At 50.5% G+C, this 25159-nt stretch carries 22 protein-coding genes; 6 read left to right on the top strand and 16 right to left on the bottom strand.

Annotated elements, in window-relative coordinates; translation table 11 throughout:
* Positions 1-16: 16 nt before the first annotated feature.
* The 3 genes from LQ777_RS05845 to apaG form a co-directional block, all read right to left on the bottom strand.
* On the bottom strand, positions 17-1378 hold the full coding sequence (locus LQ777_RS05845; RefSeq protein WP_232561585.1) for a monooxygenase: 1362 nt from the start codon (positions 1376-1378) through the stop codon (positions 17-19).
* Positions 1379-1478: 100 nt separating this feature from the next.
* Positions 1479-2252, bottom strand: coding sequence for an O-methyltransferase (locus LQ777_RS05840; protein WP_232561584.1), 774 nt, complete (start codon positions 2250-2252; stop codon positions 1479-1481).
* A 57-nt stretch (positions 2253-2309) separates the two neighbouring features.
* On the bottom strand, positions 2310-2696 hold the full coding sequence (gene apaG / locus LQ777_RS05835) for a Co2+/Mg2+ efflux protein ApaG (protein ID WP_232561583.1): 387 nt from the start codon (positions 2694-2696) through the stop codon (positions 2310-2312).
* 143 nt (positions 2697-2839) lie between these two features.
* Between apaG and ung the strand changes: the two genes are divergently transcribed.
* Positions 2840-3505, top strand: coding sequence for a uracil-DNA glycosylase (ung, locus tag LQ777_RS05830; RefSeq protein WP_232561582.1), 666 nt, complete (start codon positions 2840-2842; stop codon positions 3503-3505).
* Between the two features lie 12 nt (positions 3506-3517).
* Here ung and LQ777_RS05825 read toward each other — a convergent pair whose 3' ends face one another.
* From LQ777_RS05825 to LQ777_RS05780, 10 genes are all read right to left on the bottom strand, one after another.
* On the bottom strand, positions 3518-4513 hold the full coding sequence (locus LQ777_RS05825; RefSeq protein ID WP_232561581.1) for an N-acetylmuramoyl-L-alanine amidase family protein: 996 nt from the start codon (positions 4511-4513) through the stop codon (positions 3518-3520).
* Positions 4514-4665: 152 nt separating this feature from the next.
* Positions 4666-5838, bottom strand: coding sequence for a signal peptidase I (gene lepB / locus LQ777_RS05820; RefSeq protein WP_232561580.1), 1173 nt, complete (start codon positions 5836-5838; stop codon positions 4666-4668).
* A gap of 112 nt (positions 5839-5950) precedes the next feature.
* Positions 5951-6697, bottom strand: a complete 747-nt coding sequence (dapB, locus tag LQ777_RS05815; RefSeq protein ID WP_232561579.1) for a 4-hydroxy-tetrahydrodipicolinate reductase — start codon at positions 6695-6697, stop codon at positions 5951-5953.
* Between the two features lie 76 nt (positions 6698-6773).
* A complete protein-coding gene (locus tag LQ777_RS05810; RefSeq protein WP_232561578.1) occupies positions 6774-7565 on the bottom strand; it encodes a DUF5683 domain-containing protein in 792 nt (263 codons plus the stop codon).
* Between the two features lie 304 nt (positions 7566-7869).
* Positions 7870-8280: a hypothetical protein gene (locus LQ777_RS05805; protein WP_232561577.1), complete on the bottom strand. Its 411-nt coding sequence runs from the start codon at positions 8278-8280 to the stop codon at positions 7870-7872.
* Between the two features lie 182 nt (positions 8281-8462).
* Positions 8463-9383, bottom strand: a complete 921-nt coding sequence (locus LQ777_RS05800) for a ParB/RepB/Spo0J family partition protein (protein WP_232561576.1) — start codon at positions 9381-9383, stop codon at positions 8463-8465.
* A gap of 87 nt (positions 9384-9470) precedes the next feature.
* The gene (locus LQ777_RS05795; protein ID WP_232561575.1) at positions 9471-10253 is read right to left on the bottom strand and encodes a ParA family protein; all 783 of its coding nucleotides are present in this window, start codon (positions 10251-10253) and stop codon (positions 9471-9473) included.
* Between the two features lie 169 nt (positions 10254-10422).
* The gene (locus LQ777_RS05790; protein WP_232561574.1) at positions 10423-11460 is read right to left on the bottom strand and encodes an SPASM domain-containing protein; all 1038 of its coding nucleotides are present in this window, start codon (positions 11458-11460) and stop codon (positions 10423-10425) included.
* 103 nt (positions 11461-11563) lie between these two features.
* A complete protein-coding gene (locus LQ777_RS05785; RefSeq protein WP_232561573.1) occupies positions 11564-12562 on the bottom strand; it encodes a hypothetical protein in 999 nt (332 codons plus the stop codon).
* A gap of 215 nt (positions 12563-12777) precedes the next feature.
* Positions 12778-14745 (bottom strand): alpha-amylase family protein, encoded by a 1968-nt coding sequence (locus LQ777_RS05780; protein ID WP_232561572.1) that lies wholly within the window; start codon positions 14743-14745, stop codon positions 12778-12780.
* A 60-nt stretch (positions 14746-14805) separates the two neighbouring features.
* Between LQ777_RS05780 and LQ777_RS05775 the strand changes: the two genes are divergently transcribed.
* Positions 14806-15987: an NAD(P)/FAD-dependent oxidoreductase gene (locus LQ777_RS05775; protein ID WP_232561571.1), complete on the top strand. Its 1182-nt coding sequence runs from the start codon at positions 14806-14808 to the stop codon at positions 15985-15987.
* A gap of 14 nt (positions 15988-16001) precedes the next feature.
* Here the strand turns inward: LQ777_RS05775 and LQ777_RS05770 are convergent, their stop codons facing one another.
* On the bottom strand, positions 16002-17279 hold the full coding sequence (locus LQ777_RS05770) for a sensor histidine kinase (RefSeq protein ID WP_232561570.1): 1278 nt from the start codon (positions 17277-17279) through the stop codon (positions 16002-16004).
* Positions 17280-17614: 335 nt separating this feature from the next.
* On the opposite strand from LQ777_RS05770, the gene LQ777_RS05765 reads away from it, so the two are divergent.
* Positions 17615-18100, top strand: a complete 486-nt coding sequence (locus tag LQ777_RS05765) for a response regulator (RefSeq protein WP_232561569.1) — start codon at positions 17615-17617, stop codon at positions 18098-18100.
* Positions 18101-18123: 23 nt separating this feature from the next.
* Here LQ777_RS05765 and LQ777_RS05760 read toward each other — a convergent pair whose 3' ends face one another.
* Positions 18124-18951 (bottom strand): LytTR family transcriptional regulator DNA-binding domain-containing protein, encoded by an 828-nt coding sequence (locus LQ777_RS05760; RefSeq protein ID WP_232561568.1) that lies wholly within the window; start codon positions 18949-18951, stop codon positions 18124-18126.
* Positions 18952-19169: 218 nt separating this feature from the next.
* Here LQ777_RS05760 and LQ777_RS05755 point away from each other — a divergent pair, with 218 nt between their 5' ends.
* Entirely contained in the window at positions 19170-22268 is a 3099-nt protein-coding gene (locus LQ777_RS05755) for an efflux RND transporter permease subunit (protein WP_232561567.1), read from the top strand.
* Between the two features lie 77 nt (positions 22269-22345).
* Here the strand turns inward: LQ777_RS05755 and LQ777_RS05750 are convergent, their stop codons facing one another.
* Positions 22346-22759 (bottom strand): helix-turn-helix transcriptional regulator, encoded by a 414-nt coding sequence (locus tag LQ777_RS05750; protein ID WP_232561566.1) that lies wholly within the window; start codon positions 22757-22759, stop codon positions 22346-22348.
* Positions 22760-22940: 181 nt separating this feature from the next.
* On the opposite strand from LQ777_RS05750, the gene LQ777_RS05745 reads away from it, so the two are divergent.
* Positions 22941-23615 carry a ClpP family protease gene (locus LQ777_RS05745; RefSeq protein ID WP_232561565.1) on the top strand — a complete coding sequence of 225 codons (675 nt, stop codon included), beginning with the start codon at positions 22941-22943 and terminating at the stop codon, positions 23613-23615.
* A gap of 269 nt (positions 23616-23884) precedes the next feature.
* The gene (gene clpX / locus LQ777_RS05740; protein ID WP_232561564.1) at positions 23885-25117 is read left to right on the top strand and encodes an ATP-dependent Clp protease ATP-binding subunit ClpX; all 1233 of its coding nucleotides are present in this window, start codon (positions 23885-23887) and stop codon (positions 25115-25117) included.
* The last annotated feature ends 42 nt before the right edge of the window (positions 25118-25159 follow it).

The following is a 25159-nucleotide window of genomic DNA, read 5'->3' as shown; positions in this document are numbered from 1 at the left end:
GGGTTTTGTTTACTTGTTACTCGTAGTAATAGCCGAAGATTATCCCCATTTCGTCCTCACTGGTCAAACCAAAGTTGACGGTTTTGCTGGTCGTATTGTTGTACGTTATTTCTGAAGTCAGCCCTTCTCCCTTCTGCAAAAGAATCGGCGATTGAAACGTTACAATGTCGGGATGCTCCCAATCGGTAGACGTGTAAACAATCTCTCCGTCCCGGCTCCCTCCTTTAATCTTGATGACGAATTTTTCGCCCAGTTTGTGCATGTGCGACGTTAAAGTCAGCACCTTGCGCGGCTTATCGAAAACAAACGATTTGGTCAGCGTCACTCGTTTATTGGCAGGAATCGCTAGGCTTGAGTTGTTCAGGTCGAGCGTCTTAACAACCTGTTGCACCTTCGATTTATCGACAGTGTAGAGATTGATCTGTGCCTCTCCTTGCATCACCCCGTTCGTCTTGTTGACGTAGTGCGAGTTTAAATCCAGCGACGTACCAGCCGGGATCAGCAAAGCGGTTCCTTCCGGAAATGTATAATCCTGGTATTGCGCCTGCGATCCGGCCAGATAAACGTGGTTCGCCATTGTAAGCGCTGTTGTCAGGTTAAGCGACTTGTCGGCGTTGTGCAAATCCCGGACGTCGTTCAGGTTAGGCAGGAAGTTGGTATCCCGAAAAGAATAAGCAACAAAGTGGTGGCTGCCACTGCGCATTTTGGTTTCATACCGGTTGACGTAAATAGCCTCGGTATTACCCACGGACCGACGCATAAACAATTCCCGCTCGACATTCGACTGAATAGCAAACGCAGGAATCGCCAGCTGAAAGCCCGTTCCGGCAGCGGGTACAGCCAACGGCTCGTACGTCGCTATCGCCGTGGTTTTATCGTCCAGCAGGGCCGCATCCGCTACGCTACCCGTTTTGGGAGCACCAGCGTCAATCCAGCGACGGACAAATTCAATCTGCCCGTCAGGAAGCAGTTGTCCGCCCAACGGCATCGGATTGCCGTATTGTTTGCCCGTGTGGTGGCTGGCCGTAACGGTCAACTTATGGTAGAGTAGACTTTCCAGAGAAGCAAACGCTTTTACCCGTTTCAGCCCATCCGCTTTGGCCGCACTGTTTTTGGGGTCAACACCGACCAGATTCTGATAAGCAAATCCCTCGGCTAATACCAGGCCATGCTGTGCAAAACTAGCATCTTTTTCGGACGCGTGACAACCGGACGACGCACAGGAAGGCGTAAGGATTTTTTGCTGAATGAGATCGAATGAAGCAGTGACAGTTGGGTCTGTGGATTCGTTACCCGACTTGGTACAAGCACTTCCATTGAGCAACAACCACCCGGCAAAAATGCCGAAAGTTAAGCGGGTAAAGGTTAACGATTTCATATAAAGACAGGCTCGGAATTATGCAGAAACACAACGACAAGTTAGCATCTTTTCTTACCTGTTCCGCGCAAAAGCTAAGTAGAATTACGGGGTAATCGTCTCAGAAGCGGAGAATAAAATCCTGCCGGGGTTGCTCCTGCCGAAAAAACACAAGCCCAATCCAGAACAGATCGACCGTTACGCTTGCCGACGGATGCGCTTTTATGTACTCCCAGGCCTGTTCCATTTCAGCCGACCAGTGAATATCATCAAACACAAACACCGTATCGTTATGAATCTTCGTCAGGCAGATTTCGAAATACCGAATCGTAGGTTCGTAGCGATGATTGGCATCAAAAAACACGAAGTCGATCGACGGAAACTGGGTTATCTGCGCAGCCAGTGTTTCTTCAAGATTACCGACAACAATCTCGACATTCGGAATCCCTAACTCGTCGAAGTTTTGCCGGGCAACAGCCGCTGTCTGCGGACATCCTTCAAACGTCAGTACACGACCGGCTTGAGCAGCCTGCGCCATGTAGGCCGTTGTGATGCCAAGCGATGTTCCTAGGTCAAGGATATTTTTAGCCTCAAACCGACGAATAAGCCGAAACAGCAACCTCCCAAAACGGGCCGACTTCTGCGAATTGCGGGCAATGTCGCCAATCGTTCGTTGGCGGGATGCGTTTACTTTGGAGCCTGCCCCAAAATCCGTGACGGTAATCGACTGTCGATTGGCACGCAGTTTTTTCTGTAGCGCCTTGATGGGCTTGAAAACAGCGTCTGAGCGATTATCGGCCCGAACAATTCGGGTGTAAAGCGCAAATAAAAAAGGCGAGTGTAGTGAATGTTCGTCGCGAGCGCGAGCGAGATAACGAATGTAAGCGCGAATCAAAAACGTGAAGACTGAAGACCGCTCCGGCGCAGTCTGACCAGCGCGGCACGGTGAGAATTAATTCAATTTGTAAGGGACGATCATGGTGAATTCTGGAATCGCTACGCGAACCTGTTTCCCATCAATGATTCGTTCGACAAGGTACGTACCAGCCATTTTGCCCATGCTTGAGCGCAGGTTGCAGCCGGACACGTATTGATGTACTTCACCCGGTTCAAGCACGGGTTGTAGTCCAACAACACCCTCTCCTTCCACTTCCCGGACAGTCCCGTTGGAATCAAAAATAGTCCAATGCCGGCGGAGCAACTGTATGGTGTAGTCGCTGGCATTCTCGATTGTAATCCGGTAAGTAAACACGTAGTGTGCTTGCAGCGGACTTGAGTAATCTGATTGATACTCGGTCTTCACGCTTACCTTTACGCCTTCTGTGACTGACGATACCATAAATTTAGTGTCGTTTGCAACCTTAAAACGAAAATTAAGTTGATTAGTTTTGTTACGCAAGAACAGTCTCAAAAAAATTTTTAGGGAGTGGTTTCTGGCGTTTGTAGGCCTATAATGCCGAATCACTCTTATCAGTTCCCTACATGAATGTATCAATTGCAGAATCCTGGCAAACGCGGTTACAGCCCGAATTTGATAAGCCTTATTTTGTTCAACTAGCTGAATTTTTGCGGCAGGAATACAGCACTCAACGCGTGTATCCCCCCGGTCGGCTTATGTTCAACGCTTTCAACGCGTGCAGTTTCGACGATGCACGGGTGGTCATTCTCGGCCAGGACCCTTACCACGGCGAGGGGCAAGCCAATGGTCTGGCCTTCTCGGTAGCCGACGGTATTACCAAACCGCCTTCCCTAGTCAATATCTTCAAGGAAATTCAGGATGACCTGGGCAAACCCGTTCCCAAATCGGGAAACCTCGAGCGGTGGGCGAATCAGGGCGTCATGCTTCTAAACTCGACTCTCACCGTTCGGGCAGGGCAGGCAGGATCGCACCAGGGCAAAGGCTGGGAAACGTTTACCGACGCAGTTATTAAACTAATCTCCGACGAAAAGGAGCATGTCGTGTTTATGCTCTGGGGCGCTTACGCACAGAAAAAAGGAGCGGTAATTGACTCAAAAAAGCATTTGGTTCTCAAGTCTAAACACCCATCGCCGATGGCGGCTCAATGGGGTGGCTGGTTTGGCAACAAGCATTTTAGCCAGGCCAACGCTTATCTGGAAAGCAAAGGACTCCCTCCTATCGACTGGTAGACTACGTTACAATCATCGGGACGAATAGTCGGCTCGTACGCCTTCGCATATCCAGTTGGCCAATGCCTGTCGGTTGTCAGCGAGCAAAAAACGCCGTTGGTCTTTCTCGTTCCGAATGTTTCCTAACTCAATAAATACGGTAGGCGCCTGGCTGTTTCGAACGACATACAACGCGCTCCGGTCCGATACCGTTCCCAAATAATTACGACCCGGCTGGCTGCGCTTGTAGCCAGCCGTAAAGCTGCGGTGGATACTTTGCGCGAGTCGTTTACCCACTGCGCTGTTCTGATGGTGGTAGAAAAACACGTCAATGTTCTGACCGGCGCTGCGGCTATCGACATGGATGGTGATCATGCGCTGATAAGCACCTTTATGCTTGCGATGTAATCGATTGATGGCGTCCGTACACTGGCGCAAACGCGCTAACTGATTCAGCGGAATGGGTTGGTTGGGATAGGTAACTTCATCGTGATCCAGCTTCAGCAACTTTTCGTTTCGTATCCCATCGTTAGGGTCGCGAATAATCATGTACACCGTCGCGCCATACTCCATCAGCGCGCGTGCCAGTCGGATTGTAACATCGTAGGCGTATTCATCTTCAGGAAGTAAGGCTTTGCCGTAATGTCCAATCGCTCCCGGATCGGGACCGCCGTGCCCGGACGCCAGATAATACACGGCTCCTTTCAAGCGCTGGCTTTTTGCGGCTACGCGCGTACCGCCCAGGCCAGGTAGGGTCGCCACTGAAGCAATAGCGTCTGTTTTAACACTCCGCTTCATCGTTTTTCCTTTTACCAGCTTGCGCGTAACGGTTTTCGCTTTCGCCCGCTTGCGTGTTGCTTCGGCACGCCGTTTCTTACCGGGACCACGGACCGCCTGGCTGTCCGCTTCGCCAGCCTGTGCGCGTTGGTACAGACCTTGACCCAGGAAAGCAAGGATGAAAAACGAAACGAAAAAATAATTAACCGCGAAATTGCTCAGTCTTTTCACTGGCTTTATCGTGTGCTTCATACGTTGAGGATTGGTCTTTCGAGGTATTGATAAACCGGTATCGATCAATGACTGGCTGTTTGTAGAGAAAAACCCCAAAACTGCACTGGACCGACGGCGAAAACGGTCCTGTACAGTTTTGGGGTCTCGCGTTGAGCCCGGTTTTTCTTTTATTAATCGATTGTTCTGAACAATCGATTCCAGCGGATTTTATTCCAGACGTTGGCCGGATTAGGGTCCAGCGACATCCAGACAAATACGGCTTTACCCACGATGTGATCTTCGGGAACAAAGCCCCAAAACCGCGAATCGAGCGAGTTATCGCGGTTATCACCCATCATAAAGTAGTAGTCTTGTTTGAAGGTGTACGACGAAATGGGCTGACCGCCGATTTTGATGCTGGTTGGTGTTACTTCTACGTTCTCATTGCCTTCGTACAGCTCGATCACTGGCCCGTAGAGCGCAATTGTTTGGGCATTGATCGGCGTCGAAGCACCTTTCTTCGGAATGGTGATCGGACCGAAATTGTCGTGATTCCATTTAAACGTCGGCGTTCCGTAAATGCCGGGCGACATTTCACCGGGCTTGTCGGTCATCGGTTCGATTCCTTTTACCCAGTCAAACCCTTTGAATTTAGCAATCACGTCTTCGGTGGTGTTCACCATGTACCCAACCATCGCTGATGTTTTGGTCGAGTCGTTGTACTGCTCCAGCGGCTTCCAGTTTTCGGTTGGCTGACTTGGATCGCGGTAATCATTCACGATGTCATATTTCCGAAAAAAGGTAGCGTCCAGCGTTTCGTTGGTTTTGATAAAGTATTTCTGCTCGGAACGGGGTGGCGTTGGAAAAGGCTTTCCGTTGACAAATACCGCCCGCTGCCGAACTTCGAGCACATCACCCGGAATGCCGATGCACCGCTTGATGTAGTTCGTTTTCAAATCAACGGGATAATCGATATTGTCATTAAGGTATTTAGGCGGCACATTAAACACGACCACATCGCCATTTTTGACGTGCGTGAAGCCCGGCAGCCGATACGATGGCAATTGGATAGCCGTGCTGTACGAAGGAATATCCGTTCCCCATATTTTCTGGTGCGTCAGTGGTACCTGCAAAGGGGTACGTGGGGTACGCGTGCCGTAGTGAAGTTTACTTACAAACAGAAAATCACCCACCATCAGGCTATTTTCCATCGAGGGCGTTGGAATCGTAAACGCTTCCATGAACAGCCACCGGATAAGCGTAGCGGCTACAACAGCGAACAGTACAGAATCGAACCACTCCCGAATGGGTGATTTTTGGGGTTTAACCGACCTTGTTTCGGTCTGTGTTTTGGTTATCGACACGTTAATTCAATTACTTATATGAGGTATTAATGATGCCTTTTTGCGAAATTACAAATACTGAGTCGTTTTACCCTAACCGCCCGTCATTTATAATCGCCTGATCGTACAATCGTTATTCAATCGATCCTAACAAATCGTCCATACCGAAAACGCCCTGACGACCGATAAGCCACTCAGCCGCCACTACCGCGCCAAGGGCAAATCCCTGACGACTGTGCGCAATGTGCGTGATTTCGATTCGGTCAACTTCAGAATCATAACGGACGGTGTGCGTACCCGGTACGGTTCCTTCCCGCAAGGATTCGATCTCGACGGCATCGGTCGAATTGATGCGCGAACCCTTATCATCACCAGCCTCTTTCGTAACCCAACCTTGTTTGTTTGGCAGGCCTTCCAGAACGCCTTCGGCTAACGTAATCGCCGTTCCGCTGGGTGCGTCTTTCTTTTCGGTATGGTGGATTTCCGTCATCGACACATGGTACGACGGATAATTGCGCATGAATCGCGCGAGCGTTTTGTTTAGGCGAAAAAACAGGTTGACACCGATGCTATAGTTCGACGCGTAGAAAAAGGCCCCTTCTTTTTCCTGGCAAAGCTGCTCGATTTCCGTCCGGTGACCTAACCAGCCCGTTGTTCCACAAACGACCGGCCAGCCACGTTGAAGACAACTCTTAATATTGTCAACGGCTGACTCCGGTGAGCTAAATTCAATGACAACATCAACCGCATCCGCCGGAATCGTTTCCAGGTCAGCGCGGTTATGCGCATCAACACGAGCGGCAATCTGATGGCCCCGTTCGAGCGCGATCTGCTCGATGGCTTTACCCATTTTTCCGTAGCCAAGAAGAAGGATATTCACTTGAATGTAATTTTTGGTTTATGGCTGTGGTTCTCTGCTTATCAACGCTGATTACGTGAGTTTTCCACATCCGTACTTATTTGAACGTAAAAGCGACCCGAACACCCGGTACAAAGCCTGCTCCGGGAACAGGCAACACCCTAGGTTCGACCCGCATAGAAATATCGTCGGACAAATCGAAAGTTTTCAGGTGAGCCGCGACGTTCGCTTCAACAATGTTTAGGCCCCAAAGCGCAACTGACAGCAGAATGTTCATATCCCGGTAGCGCCGGTACAAATCGTACCCGCCCTTGGCTCCTGTCGTTGACTGGATAATCTGACTACCAATTACGACCTGATCTACTTTTTCCTGAATCTCAGCTGGTTTTTCAATTGAAGCCGGAACCATATTATCAGGTAGTGTAATATATAAAGTTCGCCCATATAACAAGAGACGATACCCCTCCTCGGCTTGGTTAGCTAGCCCCCGATACTTGAAGAACAAATAACCCATAACGCCAAAACCAGCGTAGATGAATGGGATTTTATAATACTGACGATTATACGCTTGGCCAAGGCCAGGCAGGACCAAGGAACGAATTGTCGCTTTGCGCGGAACAATTTTTCGAATCTGAGCCTCTTGCTTCGCGGTTACCTGAACCGTATCGGTAGCCAACGAAGCTGAGTCACTTTCAGGTGTCAATACTGAGTTACCAACCCGGATACCATTGCGCCGAACGGCTGCTGGAATTGTATCGGTTGCCGAAGCACCCTGCCGAGTAGAATCAACCGCTGCGGGGGTTTGCGCGGGTGCAATGGCCGGGCGCTGAGCCAACAAGGGCGTCGTAAACAGCAGAACGGCCATCCATAGAAATAGTTGTTGTTTCATGAACAAACAACGACTAACCGTTCCTCTTTTCGACCGGTCTGCCACCCTTTTAAGGTAATTTAAGATATAGATCGTAGAAATCCCTTCTCCGCAACGTTCCGCTTTCACTAAACGGTATTATTTATTTAGTCTGCAAGTTACAGAAAGTTGGTGAATATGGTCACTGGCGGCTTGACGTTGTTTCGAGTACGCTTCCAGAATCACTCTACACGGGCAGCGTTTCTGACTAACTGGTGTTCGCAGGAGAAGCGTCGATTCAAACCACAGCGGTCGTACGCGTGCCATTTGCGGCCCTTTCTTCTTTCTATCGTTTCGCTTTGATTGTTGTCACATTTCTAGGCGCTGTGTTATCAACAATAGTAATCTCACTGGTTGTGATTGTGCCGATATCACTGCTCCTGTAATAGATTGCGTACAGACTCGGATTGGATGCATCACGCATCAGCTCAAAATCAGCGATATCATCGGTTCGCGTTGTTCCCGAAAAATTACTCGTCATTTTGACATGGATATGCGTCATATCTACTTTATTGACACCGAGCGACGCTGTGTATTTTGTGCCTGGGATCTTTGTGTCTGTAGCCGCGTCATTATAGGCAATGACTGGGTAATCACCGGTTAATCCGACTGTAAAATCAGGATTCAACTCCTGCTCCTTCTTGCCGCAACCGCAAAATGACAGAATGAACAGTGAATAGAGTAATGGTTTTTTCATACGGAGGTAAAAGATTCTGTAAGAGTACGCATAACGCAGCCAGTTGCCGAAACTACTGTACTAAGGGTCAATAAAAAAGCCCGGAGAAACCGGGCTAATTCAATCGTATCACTAATTTCATTCTTGAAAACAGGCTATTCTGACCGTTAAACGTATACTAATGCGAAATTACGTTAGTCCAACTATGCCTGTGAGTTTAGTACTTCCAGAATTTTCGTTAGCTCCTCCTGCGAGGTAAAGGGTATCTTGATTTCTCCCTTGTGTTTTTCGTCAGCTTTGATGGATACTTTCGTACCGAACATCGATGACAGCTTGAATTGCAAACTGCGCATTTCCTGCTTGGGCAACGTTACACGGCGAGTAGCAGCAGGCTCCAGCGTATCATCCGATAAGTTCCGAACGGCTTCTTCAACCTTACGAACCGACCATTCTTCGTCAACAGTCCGGTTGAACAGCCGAATTTGAGAGTCAGGATTTTCGATATTAATAATCGCCCGCGCGTGGCCCATCGAGATCTTGTTATCCCGTAAAGCCGCCTGGATCACGGGGGGAAGTTTCAGAAGCCGGATGTAGTTATTGACCGTTGTTCGATTCTTACCAACCCGTTCGCCTAATTCTTCCTGCTTCAGACTACACTCGGTGATCAACCGCTGGTAGCTGAGGGCAATTTCAATTGAGTTCAGGTTTTCGCGCTGAATGTTCTCAATAAGCGCCATTTCCAGCATTTGCTGGTCATTCGCGGTTCGGACATAGGCCGGAATGTGCGTCATCCCGATCAGTTTCGATGCCTGAAGGCGTCGCTCACCCGCGATCAGCTGATACCGATCCTTGCCCATTTGCCGCACCGTGATCGGCTGAATGATGCCCTGAACCCGAATCGAGTCAGCGAGGTCCTGAAGCGCTTCTTCGTCGAAGCGAGTCCGGGGTTGAAACGGGTTGGTTTCAATCTGCGCCAGACTGATTTCAGTCATCGTACTGATGGACTCAAACGGCGACGGTTTTGTCTGCCGGTTGACCGCGTCGCTGTCATGCAACAGGGCACCTAAGCCACGGCCCAACCCTATCATCTTTTTATTCGGTGCTTTGGTGTTCGCGTTGTCCATACGAAAGGTATGCTATAGGATGCAGAACGTATGATGAGAGACCCGCTTTCAGCAGTCGTGCATCATCAGTACGGCATCATACATGGTTTAAACTTCATGCGGCATCAGGCCATTCTTAGCCAGAATTTCGCGGGCCAGATTCAAATAGCTGACGGCACCTTTACTGTCGGCATCCTGCGCCAGCGCCGGTACACCAAAGCTCGGCGATTCGCTAAGCCGGATGTTTCGCGGAATGATGGTGTTGAAAACCATTTGCTGGAAATGGCTCGTCACCTCGCCAACCACCTGGTTCGAAAGCCGAACCCGCAAGTCGTACATAGTCAGCAGAATACCTTCGATAGCCAACTGCGTATTCAATCGCGACTGAATGATCTTGATTGTATTAAGCAGTTTGCCCAGCCCTTCCAACGCAAAATATTCGCACTGGACCGGAATGATCACCGAATCGGCGGCTGTCAGACTATTGATCGTAATCAGCCCCAGCGACGGTGAGCAATCGATGATAACGAAATCGTACTCGTCGCGAATGCTATCGAGCGCTTCCTTCATCTTGTCTTCCCGGTTCTGGAGATTGATCATCTCGATCTCAGCGCCGACAAGATCAATGTGCGAAGGCAGCAAATTCAGGTTCGGAAAATCCGTCTGAATAATGGCATCCTGAGGACGAATTCCTTCGACCATGCACTCGTAAATACTAGTCTCGATTTCTTTTGGATTGTAACCCAGTCCTGAGGTCGAGTTGGCCTGCGGATCTGCATCAACAATAAGCGTCTGAAATTCGAGGGCGGCCAAGCTGGCGGCCAAATTAATTGTTGTTGTAGTTTTACCGACGCCCCCCTTTTGGTTGGCGATAGCAATGACTTTACCCATCGGTCTGTGCGTTGCAGTTCCAAATATGCCGGATAGTTTTCACGAATCCAAGAAATGTTCCACGGAATGTTCCACAAACTTATTGAGTGAAAATCGAACGGGTGATCGAATGAACAGTCAGCACAGACTTTATTCACTCAATTGCTCGTTCGCTCAGGCACAAATCTGTTCAGGCCCACACTTTCGTTCCTTCGGTACAGTTTCGGCACATCTCAATCTCGGAGCGGGAGCGCAGCAGGGTTTGACGGAAATCCTGGTAAGCCGGGCCCTGCCATAGGTCGGCAAATGACTGATTCTGAAGATCGCCCAACCGATGATGAGCGTCTTTGTCAAAACAACAGGGTACAACCAGACCATCCCAGGTAATGACGCAGGAATGCCACATTTTCCAGCAGTGATCACCGAAGCCGTTTTTGATGGCGTAAGTTCCGTCGGCCTGAGCCGCGTAGCGACTATACTGGTCCAGCGTTGGAATCAGGTCTGAACCGTGTTCGTAATCATAAACCTGGGCCGTTTTCAGTCCTACTTCGTCCACACCTAGTTCGCGGGCTAGCTTCCTGACCTCATCAATCTGGTGTTGATTGGGTTTTACGACCAGAAACTGAAACAGGACGTGGGGCGTCCGGGATTTCAGCTCTTTTTTCCAGCGGATAATGTTTTTCGTTCCTTCAAGGACTTTTTCGAGCTTACCCCCTACCCGGTACTGCTGGTACACTTCCTGCGTCGTACCATCGATGGAAATAATCAGCCGGTCCAGGCCCGATTCAACGGTTTTTCGCGCGTTGGCGTCGGTCAGGTAATGCGCGTTGGTACTCGTGGCCGTGTAAATATTACGGTCGGTAGCGTAGCGTACCAGTTCCAGAAACTGCGGATGCAGATACGGCTCTCCCTGAAAGTAGAAAATCAGGTAAAGCAGCGTTTCGTGCAGTTCGTCGATAGTGCGTTTGTACAGATCTTCACCCAACATGCCGGTTGGCCGCGTAAAGGACCGCAACCCACTTGGGCATTCGGGGCAACGCAGGTTACAGGAGGTGGTTGGCTCGAATGAGACCGACATAGGCAAACCGCGATGAACGGGCTGACCTAATTGACGAGATCGGTAGTAACTGGACAGTACCTTCAACGCATTGGCTACGCGCTTGGGCGTCAGTTTCGAAGCAAAGTTGAGTCCGTCGCGGTAACGACCAACCGTTTGATGGCGATTCATGCGATAAAGGTAAGCCCGAAATTGGTAGCAACATACCACGTGGGCATGAGCCTACACGGCGTCGTCGCGCAACTTGCCCGGTAGAAATGGACAAATTCACCAATTAAGCGGCTGATCGAATTTTTAAAAAGGTAAGTCTCCTCCGTAACACCCGTTGACCGATAACGATCCATCTTGGCGCTGTCCAGCCTGCCAGAAACCAGATGACTGTACCGATCAGCAATGCCCCACTAACCCACGAAATCTCCGCTACGGTTAAATACAGGGCGGCAGGTCCGTCGAACACATAGTATCCGGGAAATAATAGGCTATTCAGGTACAGACGCACAGCCGTTGCGTACGTGTAGACTGACGTTAAGCCAAGTAGCGTCGACAGGAACCAGATGCCCACGACAGCAATTAACGAGGTAGTGACCGTCGCCGGAAGAGAGGTACGCCGACGTTGGGCCAATCCGCCCAGCAACACCATGCCGATCAATAATGACCAGCGTCCTGTTTTCAGATCGCGCCAGATTCGACCCGGCCAGTACGTAGCGTGGTGACGCACCAGCTGCTCGTAATCCTGGTCAATCCAGTATCGGTTCTTGGCTGCCCACCGCTGACGAATTTCGTGCTGTTCTTTCTCAAAGGTAACGATCTGGTCGGAGGTGGGAAACGGCACATCGCAGTTCGCCCGGTACCATCGATAAACCTGAACGGGTATGTTTAACAGCAGTACAAGCGCCCCCAGGAGTAACCAGCGTTCACCAACGTGCCGTACCAATACAAGTAGAATACCCGCTATTGCCAGCCAAAGCAACGTACTATCGCCCGCGATCAGGAAAGCCGCCAGGCCACCAGCAAACAGAGCAGCACCCGACAAGACGGCCTGCCAGGCCGACCATTTGTTTCCTTGCCCATACCGCCAGGCCATGTAGTAGCCGTAGCCTAACGCCATCACCAGCATCGTGCGGGTAGTGAGCCAGATCATCAGCTTTTCGGTAGCACTCGGCGTCAGATCATTTAAGAGAACCGTTTGATACCCCAACAAAATAGCGGTCAGCCCGATACAAAACAGCCAGACAACTACTCGACTTACTTTCTGCAAAAAAAGTCTTGCCATTGGTACGCAGTTAGGATCCAGAATAAGACACGCTGAACGTCATAGAATACGGTAAACTTAACTAAAAACTACCGTATAATCACTATTTCGCCCGGTTAAACTGCATCCAACAGGTACAATGACACACCCTTCTACCTAAAAAACAACCCGATAAAGACGCCAGCACCAGCCGGCCCCTTATCAGGTCAAAAACGTACACGAAAGCGTATATATGGTTAAACGATCTTCCAGATACGGCAGCCGCTGTCCGAGAAAAGCAGTTCGGCATTGACTAAATCCACGCCGGGTATCGACTCGGGCAGATTTCCCGAATAGGAAGCCGCGAAAACGTATCCGGTAGGTTCGGTATGTGTCCAGACTACGTAGTTGCTGTTGTTGTCCGGCTGCACTAGCCAGCGGGTTTCCTGCCCGGCAATGGCTGGCCAGATGCGCTCGGCGAACGTCCGCATACGCAGGATACTTTTGAACTGCTCTACGTTATGACCCCACACGTAAGGCCCATGCGTAACTTTGTCGGGCTGACGATCATCGCCAATCTGAAAGACGTACAGCTTCGAGTATTCTTCGTTTATTGCCCGTTCGCCGTGAAGGTTCCGCAGTTCGAATCCTAACCCAACGTAACTAGGCATATCGGTGAGAAAGAGCGCCGTGAAGTAGCGAAATAGATTACCCGTCCGGTAAAATTCATCGAAACGCGGGTCGTCTTTATCGGCGGTCATCACCGTAAAGTTGGGAGCAAACTGGCGCGTCTTTAGGTACTCGTAATAGGTCGCGAACTTCTGCTTGAAATCAACCGATCCGACTACCAACGATTGCAGGTCACCGAGTGTCGAATCGGCGTCAATGGCTTCCAGATGGTCCAGTTCGTCGCCGTAGCCCATCACATCAGGCGGAGCCAGAAACGTTTCGGCAAAAAAAGCAAAGTGAGGTGCTCCATTACCCCGAACGTACCGTTTTATCGACCGCAGGGGATCGTAATAATGGCCGACCATTTCGGGAACGCCTTCTGGCCGCATCTGCACGTGCGCCATGTCGCCCCGCATAAAGTCGAAATTATACGTTTGCTGACACTCCTGTACTTTCTGACAAATGTAAGCCCAGGCCGGGTAGTTAGGCCGGTCAAAGTCAAGCTCCCAGCGCTGGTTGTTGTCCTTTGACTCATAAAACCGGTAGCGGGCGAGTGGACCGAACACCCGCGACATGAGTTGGGGCTCGTCAAACTCGTATTGATACCAGGTCTGGTCGTATTCATCCAGCACAAAATCAGTTGGATCGATGTGTAGCCCCCGGTAAGGCGGAGCCATCGTCATGGGAACCGTTTCAATTCCTTGTGCAGTCAGGTGCCGAATCAGGCTAATTCGTCGTTGAAGCCGTCCCGCGTAATCACTCGGGTGACCGAACAGAACGCGCAGCCGCTGATCATCGGTCAGGACTGACAAGTCGGTCGAGAAGAAAACGTCTTTAGCGTACGTTATCGGTGAACCATCGGCAGCGCCCACGTACTTTAGATGCTGCCAGATAGCCTCTTCGGCGTATTTATACACCATGCTCGAATGATCGGCGATTACGTCTATGTCGCGCCGTACCCATTCAAACAGCGACGGACAGGCCAGCACCATCTCCGAAAACCGGTCCGTATGGGGAATGACATCCATACCAACGGTGCGCCCCATCGCATGGAGCAGGTTCATTACTACTTTTAATTGCTTTTCAACAGTGTCCAGCGCTGGCACGTAGCGGGCCAGTTCTACATCAAAAAACTCAGGGTTGATCTGCCAGCTTACCATACCGTACAGGCTTCCAACCACGCCCGGCTCCCAAATCGGCAGCAGATGAATGCTGTCGTGACTGGCAGGCAGCGTCAGCGCGTAATTGACAACCTTCCAGAACGAACCAACCGTGCGGACATTCACGCCAACCATATTGCTGCGCTTCAACCATTCGCCGTCCGGCTTTCCTTTGACCGGACTAGGAATGGTCTCTAAGGGATTCAAGGACAGCCGAAGCGTCTCATTACCCAGGCGCTTGTGCAGTATTTCCAGCGTTTGATAAACTGAAAATTGCAGCGCATAGGGCGGCAGTAGATTAGGAATAAAGGATGAATTTCCGGATTGATACGCTTCTGTGTAAACAGAATGGTTGAGTTGCCAATCGGCTTTCAGATCGTTGGACAGAATGGACATAGCGCAAATGTAAAATGCTTTTTATAAAACCAAATAGCCCCGTTTGTTGTCTATCCGATCATGCAACGTATTCCGAATGCGGTACGGACCGCAACAAGCAGTGAGCTGACCACCGATGTTGTCATCATTGGTGGCGGACTGGCTGGGCTGGTCAGCGCGCTTGAACTGGCAAGGGCCGGTCATGCCGTTACCCTTGTCGAGCGAAAAACGTACCCCTTCCATAAAGTTTGTGGCGAATACGTTTCGAATGAAGTCAGACCGTATCTTCAGACGTTGGGCATTGACCCTACGGCGCTCCGGGCGGCTACCATCAACCGGTTTCAGGTATCGGCTCCTTCCGGACGGTCGCTGTACGCTCCGCTGGACTTGGGTGGGTTTGGTATCAGTCGGTATACACTTGACCATGAGCTGTATCAGTTGGGAAAAGCGGCTGGCGTACAGTTTTTGCTTAATAAACAGGTAGACGACGTATTGGTTACAAAAGATCTGTTTATCGTTTCGACCAGCGACCGATCAACGGGAGGGACTCAGACAGTAAATAGCCGGATCGTACTTGGCGCGTTTGGCAAACGAACGAAGCTTGATAAAACACTCGACCGGGCTTTTATGCGGCAACCGTCGCCTTACATCGGTGTTAAATACCACATCAAAACCGACTTCCCAACGGATCTGATTGCCCTGCATAATTTTGCGGATGGTTACTGCGGGATGTCGGCAATCGAAGACGATAAATACTGCTTATGTTACCTGACAACCCGGTCCAATCTACGGCAGTACGGCACGATTCCAGCGATGGAACGAGCAGTATTATGCCAGAATCCGCAGTTGAAAGCCGTCTTTGAGAATTCTGAGTTTCTGTACGAAAAGCCCGAAGTGATCAATGAAATTTCGTTTTCCCCAAAGCAAGCGGTCGAAAACCACATCTTGATGACGGGCGATTCGGCAGGACTCATTACCCCGTTCTGCGGCAATGGTATGGCGATGGCCATTCATGGAGCCAAGCTGGCCAGTGGTCTGGCCAGCCGTTTCCTGAAAAACCAATTAACCCGTTTGGAACTCGAACAGCGGTATCAGCGCGAATGGTCCGCCCAGTTTGCCCGCCGACTCTGGATCGGTCGGACCGTCCAGCGACTTTTTGGTAAAGCGTGGCTATCCGAAATAACGGTGCAGGCGCTGGGCGTTTGTACACCTGCTCTGCGAGGCATTATGCAGCAAACGCACGGAACCCCGATTGCCGTGTAAACTACAAACGCTTGTCAGCGTCGGAAAAAGCGAGGAAAACGAATGCGGATGAGCGTACCTTTTCCAGGCCCTGTCTCAATATCAATACTTGCCTCTAAAAGTTCACACAACCGTTTGACAATATGCAGGCCCACCCCTTCCCCATTCGGTCGGATCGCATTGGGTTTGCGCGGAGGACCTGGCGCATCGCTGATCGGCTCTTCGGCAGGCACCCGGCTGTCAAATACGGAAGTACTATCCTGCGTTGGGCGTAGCGCTCCGACCAACGTTCCCAGTCCATTATCGGGAAGGCCCGGACCGGTATCCTGAACGCTGACCATCCACCGATGATCATCTTCTATCGCCCAGGAAACCGACACTACCCCCGATGCGGTGTAGGTCAGCGCATTTACTAACAGGTTTTGGACGATCCGGTGTACTTTACCGGAGTCACTCTCGACAATGAGTTGTTCCGGTCCACTGGTTAACAGTGTTAATTCCTGCTGATCGGCCAACGGCTGTGTGCTCTCCGCTAGCTCCCGCACTAGTTTTGCCACGTCGAACTCGCTTACCTCAGCAACGTCCTGTCCGGCTTCCAGCCGCGCCAGACTCATCAGACTCTGTAGCATCTTTTCCAGATTGGCCAGGTTCCGGTTAAGCGTATCCATCAGGCGGCTACGATCTTCGGCGCTGATCGTATCCAGATCAAGCATAAAGGCCGCTCCCTGCACAAGACCGACACTACTTCGCAAATCGTGACTGGACGTTCGCAACATGTCGTACCGCTGACGAACCAGTTCGTTTAATTGATCGAGTGCCAACTGAAGTGTGGTGGCCCGGCTTGCTGCGGCAGTCCGTTCTAGTTCGTCGTAGCGGGCTGCACTTCCAACAATCGTGTCTTCGTAAAGTCCCATCACTTCGCGGTGAGCCTGCATCAGCAATAGAGCATTCGCGTCTGGATACAGTTTAGCATAAGCCCCTAGCTCGTCAGAAATTCCGCTAAAGAGATGCCCGATTTCCTGTAAAAGTTCTCGGAGCGCGTAGCCTTTTTGCCAGCGATGCAGCCCATGCTCATTAGCGGTCTGCACGGGATCTAAATCAATTCGTTCGCCCCGTAACCGTTGTCCCAGTATATTCAGGAGGGTTGGGACCATGTCATTAAATTCTTCGCGGCTGAGTGCAGAAACCGTTTGTAAACTTGAGTCCCGTTCGCAGTTGGTACGCCACTCGTTCAAGATGGCTTCACGTCGGGCAAATAAGAAGGTAGCTAAGTCCGGTTTCAGCGGAGCCGACGGAGATGGCTCGTTTGTCATAGCGTTAGCAGGATTTGATAGCATTGGAATTGTGGTTTGAATCAGTAACTGCAACAGACACCTGTGGTTTTCACGAACCATGTTCAGCCTACTTTTTCTCCCCACTATGGTTTGAACAGACTATCCTAAGTAGTGGATTTTCAATCCGTTAAATAGCTAGACAACACTTACTGACCTGTAGAGTGAATTCGATTAATGTTCATTAAAATGAGGCAACGGCCAGGTTAACGTATATACCTATCAGTACACTGCTTTTTAAACAGCGTCATTCGTCAATATTCTTGACTATATTGCTTATATTGCATACCAGTTTGACTTTTCTCTTCGACATAAAAATGAACATAACTCGTCAAGGTTTACCGATTAGCAACGCTAATTTTAAGCACGCCAGTTTGCTTGTCATTGAAGATAATGATGACCACTGGCATTTGATTCAGCTGGCAATTCGACGATCTTTACCGGAGGTTAAAGAGGTACGGGTGACAAACAGCGAAGAGGCTATTGCCTATCTGGATAGCTGCTTCCTGACTGGAGAAGACCTTCCCAAACTGATTTTGCTGGATCTGTACTTACCCGGACGTGAACAGGGGTGGAACTTACTGAAACAGCTTAAGCATGACAGTTCGTCCTACAAACAGGTACCGGTCGTTATCTTAAGCTATTCGAACAATCGGGAGGATATCACTGAGTCCTACTTCTACGGCAGCACATCATACATCACCAAGCCGACTGATGTAAAACAGTGGGAAAAATACATCCAGACGCTCCGTGTTTACTGGTGGGAAACGGTTACACTTCCCAATGACCGGCTGGTACTTTAATTAGGTCTCTGTCGTACTTCTTTTCAATCGAGAGGCAGGCTGGCAAATGTTAGCCAGTATTGGCAGATTTGTTTAGCGGCCTCTCCAAAGCCCATGAAGCCCGATTGGCAAACAACGGAATTAGCTCCGGCAGCATAGCATACTTCAACATCACTGCCCGACGGCTCCCGAATGAAAATGACCGTTGGAATGTGCCGGAAGCGGTTGTTTTTCTTGATAAACTCCAGTGTGTTGAGCAATGACCAGCCGACATTGCGCACTTCCAGCACAATCATTGTCGGTAAGCTAAGGTTTTTCACCTGAGTCATCTGCCCGGTGAGCGAGGCACTCGTATCAAAATATTTGATTTGCATAGCCGGGTTCTGCTCGTTCACGACTTCGGCAAACAAGTGGCTCCGTCGCTCGTCCTGCATATAAGCAAACATAAACCGCTCGCGCAGGCTTTCCCCCCACGTTGGCTGCCCCGCAAAAGAGTTACCTACTTTTTTCACCGATTGACCCGTCAGCCCTCCCAGCATCACCGAGTCACCCAGCGGCTCGGGACACTGTAGCATCTCTGCCACTTCCAGCCACCGCCGACGGCTGACGGGCAGCTCATCACCGTTGGTCATCGTTACCGAGCCAGGAGCCTTGGCGCGTAAGGGTGCCGTCGAGTATTTGACGTAAGTCGGATTTATAATAACGGTTTTATGAATTCGGATGCAGGCCGGAAGCAATCCTTCAAAATACGTTAATGGCTTTGACACGAGTAATCGAGGCCGGTCTGTAAAGTGCACCCAAGTGTAGTTGCTGGCACCGGCAAGGTGAGTAATTACCGCTATGTTACTTATGATCTCCTCTATCTGCTTCATAAGGTACCAAGGAATTGATTAAGTCTTTTGTTTTCAGATAATTCCGACCCACCACCGGACAGGTCTTACTAAAGTTACTACTAAAAAATATACATCAAATTCGACTCTTGATACACATCACACCATTTATCGATTTAACGAGCTTTTAACCGCGCCTTAAGCCCAATTTAAGCTGGTACGAACACCTTTGTACAGGCTACTTAGTACACCGCCAATCCATGAATAAATTCATCAAGGGCATTCTTTCCTTCTCGCTTAAGAACAAGTTTTTTATATTTTTTCTGACGGTATTGGCCGTTGTTGTCGGCGTTATCAGCTATCAGAACACGCCAATCGAGGCTTTTCCGGATGTAACAAATACTCAGATTACGCTCATTACTCAATGGCCGGGTCGCTCGGCAGAAGAGGTCGAGAAGTTTGTGACAATTCCTGTCGAGATTGGGCTGAACGCGGTTCAGAAACGTACGGACATTCGGTCGACTTCGCTCTTTGGACTCTCGGTTGTCAAGATCCTCTTTGAAGACGGCGTGGATGATGCGTTTGCCCGCCAGCAGGTCAACAACCTCCTCAACGGTGTCGAGCTGCCCGAAGGTGTCAAACCCGACGTTCAGCCGCCGTATGGTCCAACCGGCGAAATATTTCGCTATACACTTCAGTCATCGACCCGCACCGCCCGCGAGTTAAAAACCCTCCAGGACTGGGTAATCGAACGGCAGCTGAAAAGTGTACCGGGCGTAGCCGACGTGGTCAGTTTTGGGGGCGAAGTAAAGACGTACGAGATTTCGGTCGATCCGCGTCGCCTGACCGATTACAACATTACGCCCTTACAACTCTACCAGGCGGTGGCCAACTCCAACGTCAACGTGGGGGGCGATGTGATTGAAAAAAATTCAGAAGCGTACGTTGTTCGCGGTATTGGCCTGCTCAAAAATCAGCAGGATATTCAGGACATCGTTATCAAAAACGCCAACGGAACACCAATCATGGTTCGCAACGTGGCGCAGGTATCCGAGGCAGCTTTGCCCCGGCTTGGTCAGGCTGGCCGCGATAAGCAGGACGACGTGGTTGAGTGTATTGTGGTTATGCGCAAGGGCGAAAATCCCAGCGCGGTCATTGAGCGGGTAAAAAACAAGATCAACGAGCTGAACAACAGCATCCTGCCTTCCGACGTACAGATCAATACGTTTTACAACCGCGAAACGCTGATCAATTTTTCGACGCATACCGTTACGCACAACCTCATTGAAGGCATCGTATTCGTAACGGTCATCGTGTTTCTGTTCATGGCCGACTGGCGCACAACCGTAACGGTGTCTATCGTCATTCCGCTGGCCTTGCTGTTTGCCTTTATTTGTCTGCGGCTCAAAGGTATGTCGGCGAATCTGCTCTCGATGGGTGCCATCGATTTCGGGATTATCGTGGACGGAGCCGTTGTGATGGTAGAAGGTATCTTCGTAACCCTTGATGAACTGGCGCACGAACGGGGCATGACCAAATTCAATAAACTGGCGAAACTAGGTGTTCTGCGTAAGACCGGCACCGAAATGGGGAAAGCCATTTTCTTCTCCAAGCTGATCATCATTACCTGCCTCGTTCCGATTTTCTCGTTCCAGAAAGTGGAAGGTAAAATGTTTTCGCCCCTGGCCTGGACCTTGGGCTTTGCCTTGCTGGGTGCACTGATTTTTACGCTAACGCTCGTGCCCGTTTTGGCCAGCATTTTGTTGAAGAAGAACGTCCGCGAAAAACATAACCCGTTCGTGAACGTAGTAACGAAGTATTCAACCAAAGCATTTGGTTTTACCTTCGCCCACAAACGAATGAGCCTGCTGGTGACCTTCGTTATCGTTGCCATCGGTCTGTCGGGTTTTACGCTGCTGGGTACCGAGTTCTTACCCGAACTGAACGAAGGGTCGATCTACGTGCGGGCAACGATGCCGATGAGCATTTCGTTGCCGGAGTCGGTCAAGCAAACGGTTCAGATGCGCCGTATCTTCGAGGATTTCCCCGAAGTAAAGGGCGTTATCTCCCAGACGGGTCGTCCGAACGACGGCACTGACCCGACAGGTTTTTACAATATTGAGTTTCTGGTTGACATTTATCCACAGGACGAGTGGAAAAGTGGGTTGACAAAAGAAGAACTGGTCGATAAAATGCAGGAACGGTTTCGCGTCTTTCCCGGCGTCAATTTCAACTTCTCGCAACCGATCATGGACAACGTCGAAGAAGCGGTATCGGGCGTCAAGGGCTCCATTGCCGTTAAAATCTACGGTCCTGACCAAAACATTCTGGAAGAGAAAGGCGCCGAAATTCAGAAGCAGTTGGCTACTGTACAGGGCATCGAAGACCTCGGCCTGATCCGTACGACGGGGCAGCCTGAGATGCGCGTCGAACTGGACGAACGCAAACTGGCCGTCTACGGCGTCAACAAAGCCGATGCCGAAGCCGTCATTGAAATGGCGATTGGTGGGAAAGCCGCTACGCAGATATACGAAGGGGAGCGAAAATTTGACTTACGAATTCGTTACGACCTACCTTTCCGCTCCAACGAGCAGCAGATCAGCCGGTTGATGGTACCCACCGAAAACGGCTCGATGATTCCGATCAAGGAAATTGCCAAGGTCTACACCCAAACCGGACCGGTGCTTATCTTCCGGGAAGCCGGACAACGCTACGGGGCTGTGAAGTTTTCCGTTCGGGGTCGTGATATGGGTAGTGCCGTTGCCGAAGCGCAGCAAAAAGTAGCGTCCAACGTGAAGTTACCAGCGGGGTATACGGTAAAATGGGCGGGTGATTTCGAGAACCAGCAACGGGCGACGCTTCGTTTGGAACAAGTGGTACCGATCAGCCTACTGGGAATTTTCTTTATTCTGTTTGTGCTGTTTGGCAACGTGAAAGATGCCGGGCTGGTGCTGTTCAACGTACCGTTTGCGATCATCGGCGGGATTGCCGCGCTGCTCATTACGCACGTCAATTTCAGCATTTCGGCGGGTATTGGCTTTATCGCCCTGTTCGGTATCTGCATTCAGAACGGCGTCATTCTGATCTCGGTCTTCAAAAAGAACCTGCACAACAAGATGACGCTCAACGACTCGATTCACCAGGGGGTAGTGTCGCGCATCCGGCCCGTTGTCATGACGGCCATGATGGCGGGCATCGGCCTGATCCCGGCGGCTATCTCGCACGGCATCGGCTCCGAAACGGCCAAGCCCCTGGCAATCGTGGTGATCGGCGGCTTAATTACGGCAACGCTGCTGACACTGTTTATTTTTCCGCTGATTTTCTACGCGTTCTACCGCCATAAGTTTGCGTCACTGTAGAAAACGAAACAACGGCAGGACACTGTGTGGGGTCAGGTATTCGTACCTGACCCCACACAGTGTCCTGCCGTTGGCAATTAAAAGCCAATCCGCTCGCGGGTCTGCTGGAGGCCCAGCGTCCGGGCTAATTCGAGCGCAATCCGGTCTTCGTATTTCCGTCGCCAGTGATCCACTTCGAGACGTAATTTATCTACTTCAACTTGCTGCTTTTCAACGATCAGGTGCAATGTCTCCAGTTCGTGCTCGGTATCCGCATTACTTTTTTGCTCGACGACCTGTACCTGAACGGCCTCGTCGGAAAGTAAAGCAAGTGGCGACATATCCAGCACCTGAGCAATCTGGTTCAGGCGAGAAAGCGTCAGATCGGTTTTACCGCGCTCAATATCGCCGTAAGCGGTTGTCGATAAACTGAGCAGATCGGCCATATTTTCCTGCGACAACCCCCGCTGAAGACGGTGCAGACGTATTTTTTCTTCAATGGATGTCTTCATATCAAGTAACTACGATAAATTCTAAACCTAAACTGACATTACTTTTCGGGAGGATAACGCAAATTTGCAAAGAAAGAATTCGGATGAACGCTAGTGGCTGGCCCACGGATGGCCAAGCTCTAAAATTCTCGAACCGGAAACGCCCGTTATTCGTTCTTTAACTAAAGGAGTAAACCCAATTATGAATTACGAAAAAGAATTCCGCAAGTTTGCGGTACACCACATGGGTCTTAACGGCCTGACTGTAGATGGTTACATGAACCACACTGTCGAAAACATGACCCGCTCGGTTATCGAAGAGCGTCCAATGAATTTCCGTGAAGTGGACGTATTCTCGCGACTGATGGCCGACCGGATTATTTTCATGGGTCTGCCCGTAGACGATAACATCGCCAACATTATCGTGGCTCAGCTGCTGTTCCTCGAATCAGCCGATCCTAAGAAAGATATTTTGATGTACCTGAACAGCCCCGGCGGTTCTGTATATGCTGGTCTGGGTATTTACGATACAATGCAATACGTACGGCCCGACGTAGCCACGGTCTGCACGAGCCTGGCCGCATCGATGGGTGCTGTGCTGCTGGCTGGCGGTGCCGCTGGAAAACGGTCGGCCCTTCCGCACGCACGCGTTATGATTCACCAGCCTTCGGGTGGTGCGCAGGGTCAGTCGGTTGATATTGAGATCACGGCTCGCGAAATCGTTAAACTCCGCGAAGAGTTGTACCAGATTCTGGCGCACCATTCGGGTAAAACGGTTGAAGAAATCGAAAAAGATTCGGACCGTGACAAATGGATGCGGGCCGACGAAGCCAAGGAATACGGCTTGATCGACGAAGTATTACGTCGGGAGAAATAGTCGATATAGCGTAGGATCTGAACGAGCGCAGATCGCTTCCGGCGATCTGCGCTCTTGTTTTACACCAAAAAATCACGACATCAGTTACATTCCGGCTTGTCCTTGTCAGGCCCGAATTATAACTTTGTTAGTGACAACTGACCTTGGGTAAACCAGGTCTTTTTTTTACCCGGTTTGATCGATCTCCCCCGGCAGGAGGAACTCATTCACTCGGATCAGGGCTTAGTTAGCGGCTATCCATTTCTATAACTACTGCATTCTATACGTACATGCCACAAATCAGTTGCTCGTTCTGCGGACGGCGCAAAAATGAAGTAATGCTGCTGCTGTCGGGAATCGACGCCCACATCTGCAACCATTGCATTGAGCAAGGCCATCAGGTGGTACTGGAAGAGATGCGCCCCAAGCGGAGCGAACCGGTTGAGGTGAATATCAATCTCATCAAGCCGGTCGATATGAAGCGTCACCTCGATCAATACGTTATTGGTCAGGATGAAGCCAAAAAAGCGATTACAGTCGCTGTCTATAACCACTACAAACGATTGATGCAGCCCAAGACCGATGATGACGTGACGATTGAAAAATCCAACATCATCATGGTTGGTGAAACGGGAACGGGCAAAACCTATCTTGCCCGCTCGATTGCAAAAATACTGGAAGTACCGTTCTGCATCGCCGATGCAACGGTCATCACCGAAGCGGGCTACGTCGGCGAAGACGTAGAAACGATCCTGACTCGTCTCCTTCAAGCCGCCGATTACAACGTTGACGCAGCCGAGCGGGGAATCGTGTACATTGATGAGATCGACAAAATCGCCCGTAAATCCGATAATCCAAGCATTACCCGCGACGTAAGCGGAGAAGGCGTTCAGCAGGCTCTTCTCAAACTTCTCGAAGGATCAGTCGTGAATGTTCCTCCCCAGGGCGGACGTAAACACCCTGATCAGCGTCTGATTGCGCTGAATACCGAAAACATCCTGTTTATCTGCGGGGGTGCTTTCGACGGTATTGACCGGCACATTGCCAAACGGATCAACACCCGACCCATCGGTTTTTCGGGCGACCGACGCCTGAATGAAACCTTCGAGAAAGGTCACCTGATGCGTTATATCTCGGCGCTTGATCTGAAGTCGTTCGGCTTGATTCCGGAACTCATCGGTCGGCTTCCCGTGATGACGCACCTCGAACCGCTGGACCGCGAAGCGCTGATGCAGATTCTGACGGAGCCTAAAAACGCGATCACCAAACAGTACAGCAAGCTTTTCCAGATGGAAGGCATCACCCTTCACTGGGATACCAACGCGTTGCATTACATCGTGGATCAAGCCTTACAATACGGACTTGGCGCACGGGGACTTCGTTCCATCTGCGAATCCATCATTACCGATGCCATGTTTGAAATGCCATCGCAAACCGGCGTTAATGACTTGACGATTAGTCTGGAATACGCCCGTGAAAAATTCGGCAAATCGAGCACGTACCAGCTCCGTTCAGTCGCCTGATAAACGGAGCAACTCCCCTCACAAAACCCCGATTCTGCGCAG

The sequence above is a fragment of the Spirosoma oryzicola genome (assembly GCF_021233055.1).
Lineage (GTDB): Bacteria > Bacteroidota > Bacteroidia > Cytophagales > Spirosomataceae > Spirosoma > Spirosoma oryzicola.
This window is presented reverse-complemented; position numbering and strand designations above follow the sequence as displayed.

Coding starts and splice junctions, on each gene's coding strand:
- LQ777_RS05845 (WP_232561585.1), bottom strand. CDS start 1,378: ATGAAATCGTTAACCTTTACCCGCTTAACTTTCGGCATTTTTGCCGGG.
- apaG (WP_232561583.1), bottom strand. CDS start 2,696: ATGGTATCGTCAGTCACAGAAGGCGTAAAGGTAAGCGTGAAGACCGAG.
- ung (WP_232561582.1), top strand. CDS start 2,840: ATGAATGTATCAATTGCAGAATCCTGGCAAACGCGGTTACAGCCCGAA.
- LQ777_RS05825 (WP_232561581.1), bottom strand. CDS start 4,513: ATGAAGCACACGATAAAGCCAGTGAAAAGACTGAGCAATTTCGCGGTT.
- LQ777_RS05810 (WP_232561578.1), bottom strand. CDS start 7,565: ATGAAACAACAACTATTTCTATGGATGGCCGTTCTGCTGTTTACGACG.
- LQ777_RS05805 (WP_232561577.1), bottom strand. CDS start 8,280: ATGAAAAAACCATTACTCTATTCACTGTTCATTCTGTCATTTTGCGGT.
- LQ777_RS05800 (WP_232561576.1), bottom strand. CDS start 9,383: ATGGACAACGCGAACACCAAAGCACCGAATAAAAAGATGATAGGGTTG.
- LQ777_RS05795 (WP_232561575.1), bottom strand. CDS start 10,253: ATGGGTAAAGTCATTGCTATCGCCAACCAAAAGGGGGGCGTCGGTAAA.
- LQ777_RS05790 (WP_232561574.1), bottom strand. CDS start 11,460: ATGAATCGCCATCAAACGGTTGGTCGTTACCGCGACGGACTCAACTTT.
- LQ777_RS05785 (WP_232561573.1), bottom strand. CDS start 12,562: ATGGCAAGACTTTTTTTGCAGAAAGTAAGTCGAGTAGTTGTCTGGCTG.
- LQ777_RS05780 (WP_232561572.1), bottom strand. CDS start 14,745: ATGTCCATTCTGTCCAACGATCTGAAAGCCGATTGGCAACTCAACCAT.
- LQ777_RS05775 (WP_232561571.1), top strand. CDS start 14,806: ATGCAACGTATTCCGAATGCGGTACGGACCGCAACAAGCAGTGAGCTG.
- LQ777_RS05770 (WP_232561570.1), bottom strand. CDS start 17,279: ATGACAAACGAGCCATCTCCGTCGGCTCCGCTGAAACCGGACTTAGCT.
- LQ777_RS05765 (WP_232561569.1), top strand. CDS start 17,615: ATGAACATAACTCGTCAAGGTTTACCGATTAGCAACGCTAATTTTAAG.
- LQ777_RS05760 (WP_232561568.1), bottom strand. CDS start 18,951: ATGAAGCAGATAGAGGAGATCATAAGTAACATAGCGGTAATTACTCAC.
- LQ777_RS05755 (WP_232561567.1), top strand. CDS start 19,170: ATGAATAAATTCATCAAGGGCATTCTTTCCTTCTCGCTTAAGAACAAG.
- LQ777_RS05750 (WP_232561566.1), bottom strand. CDS start 22,759: ATGAAGACATCCATTGAAGAAAAAATACGTCTGCACCGTCTTCAGCGG.
- LQ777_RS05745 (WP_232561565.1), top strand. CDS start 22,941: ATGAATTACGAAAAAGAATTCCGCAAGTTTGCGGTACACCACATGGGT.
- clpX (WP_232561564.1), top strand. CDS start 23,885: ATGCCACAAATCAGTTGCTCGTTCTGCGGACGGCGCAAAAATGAAGTA.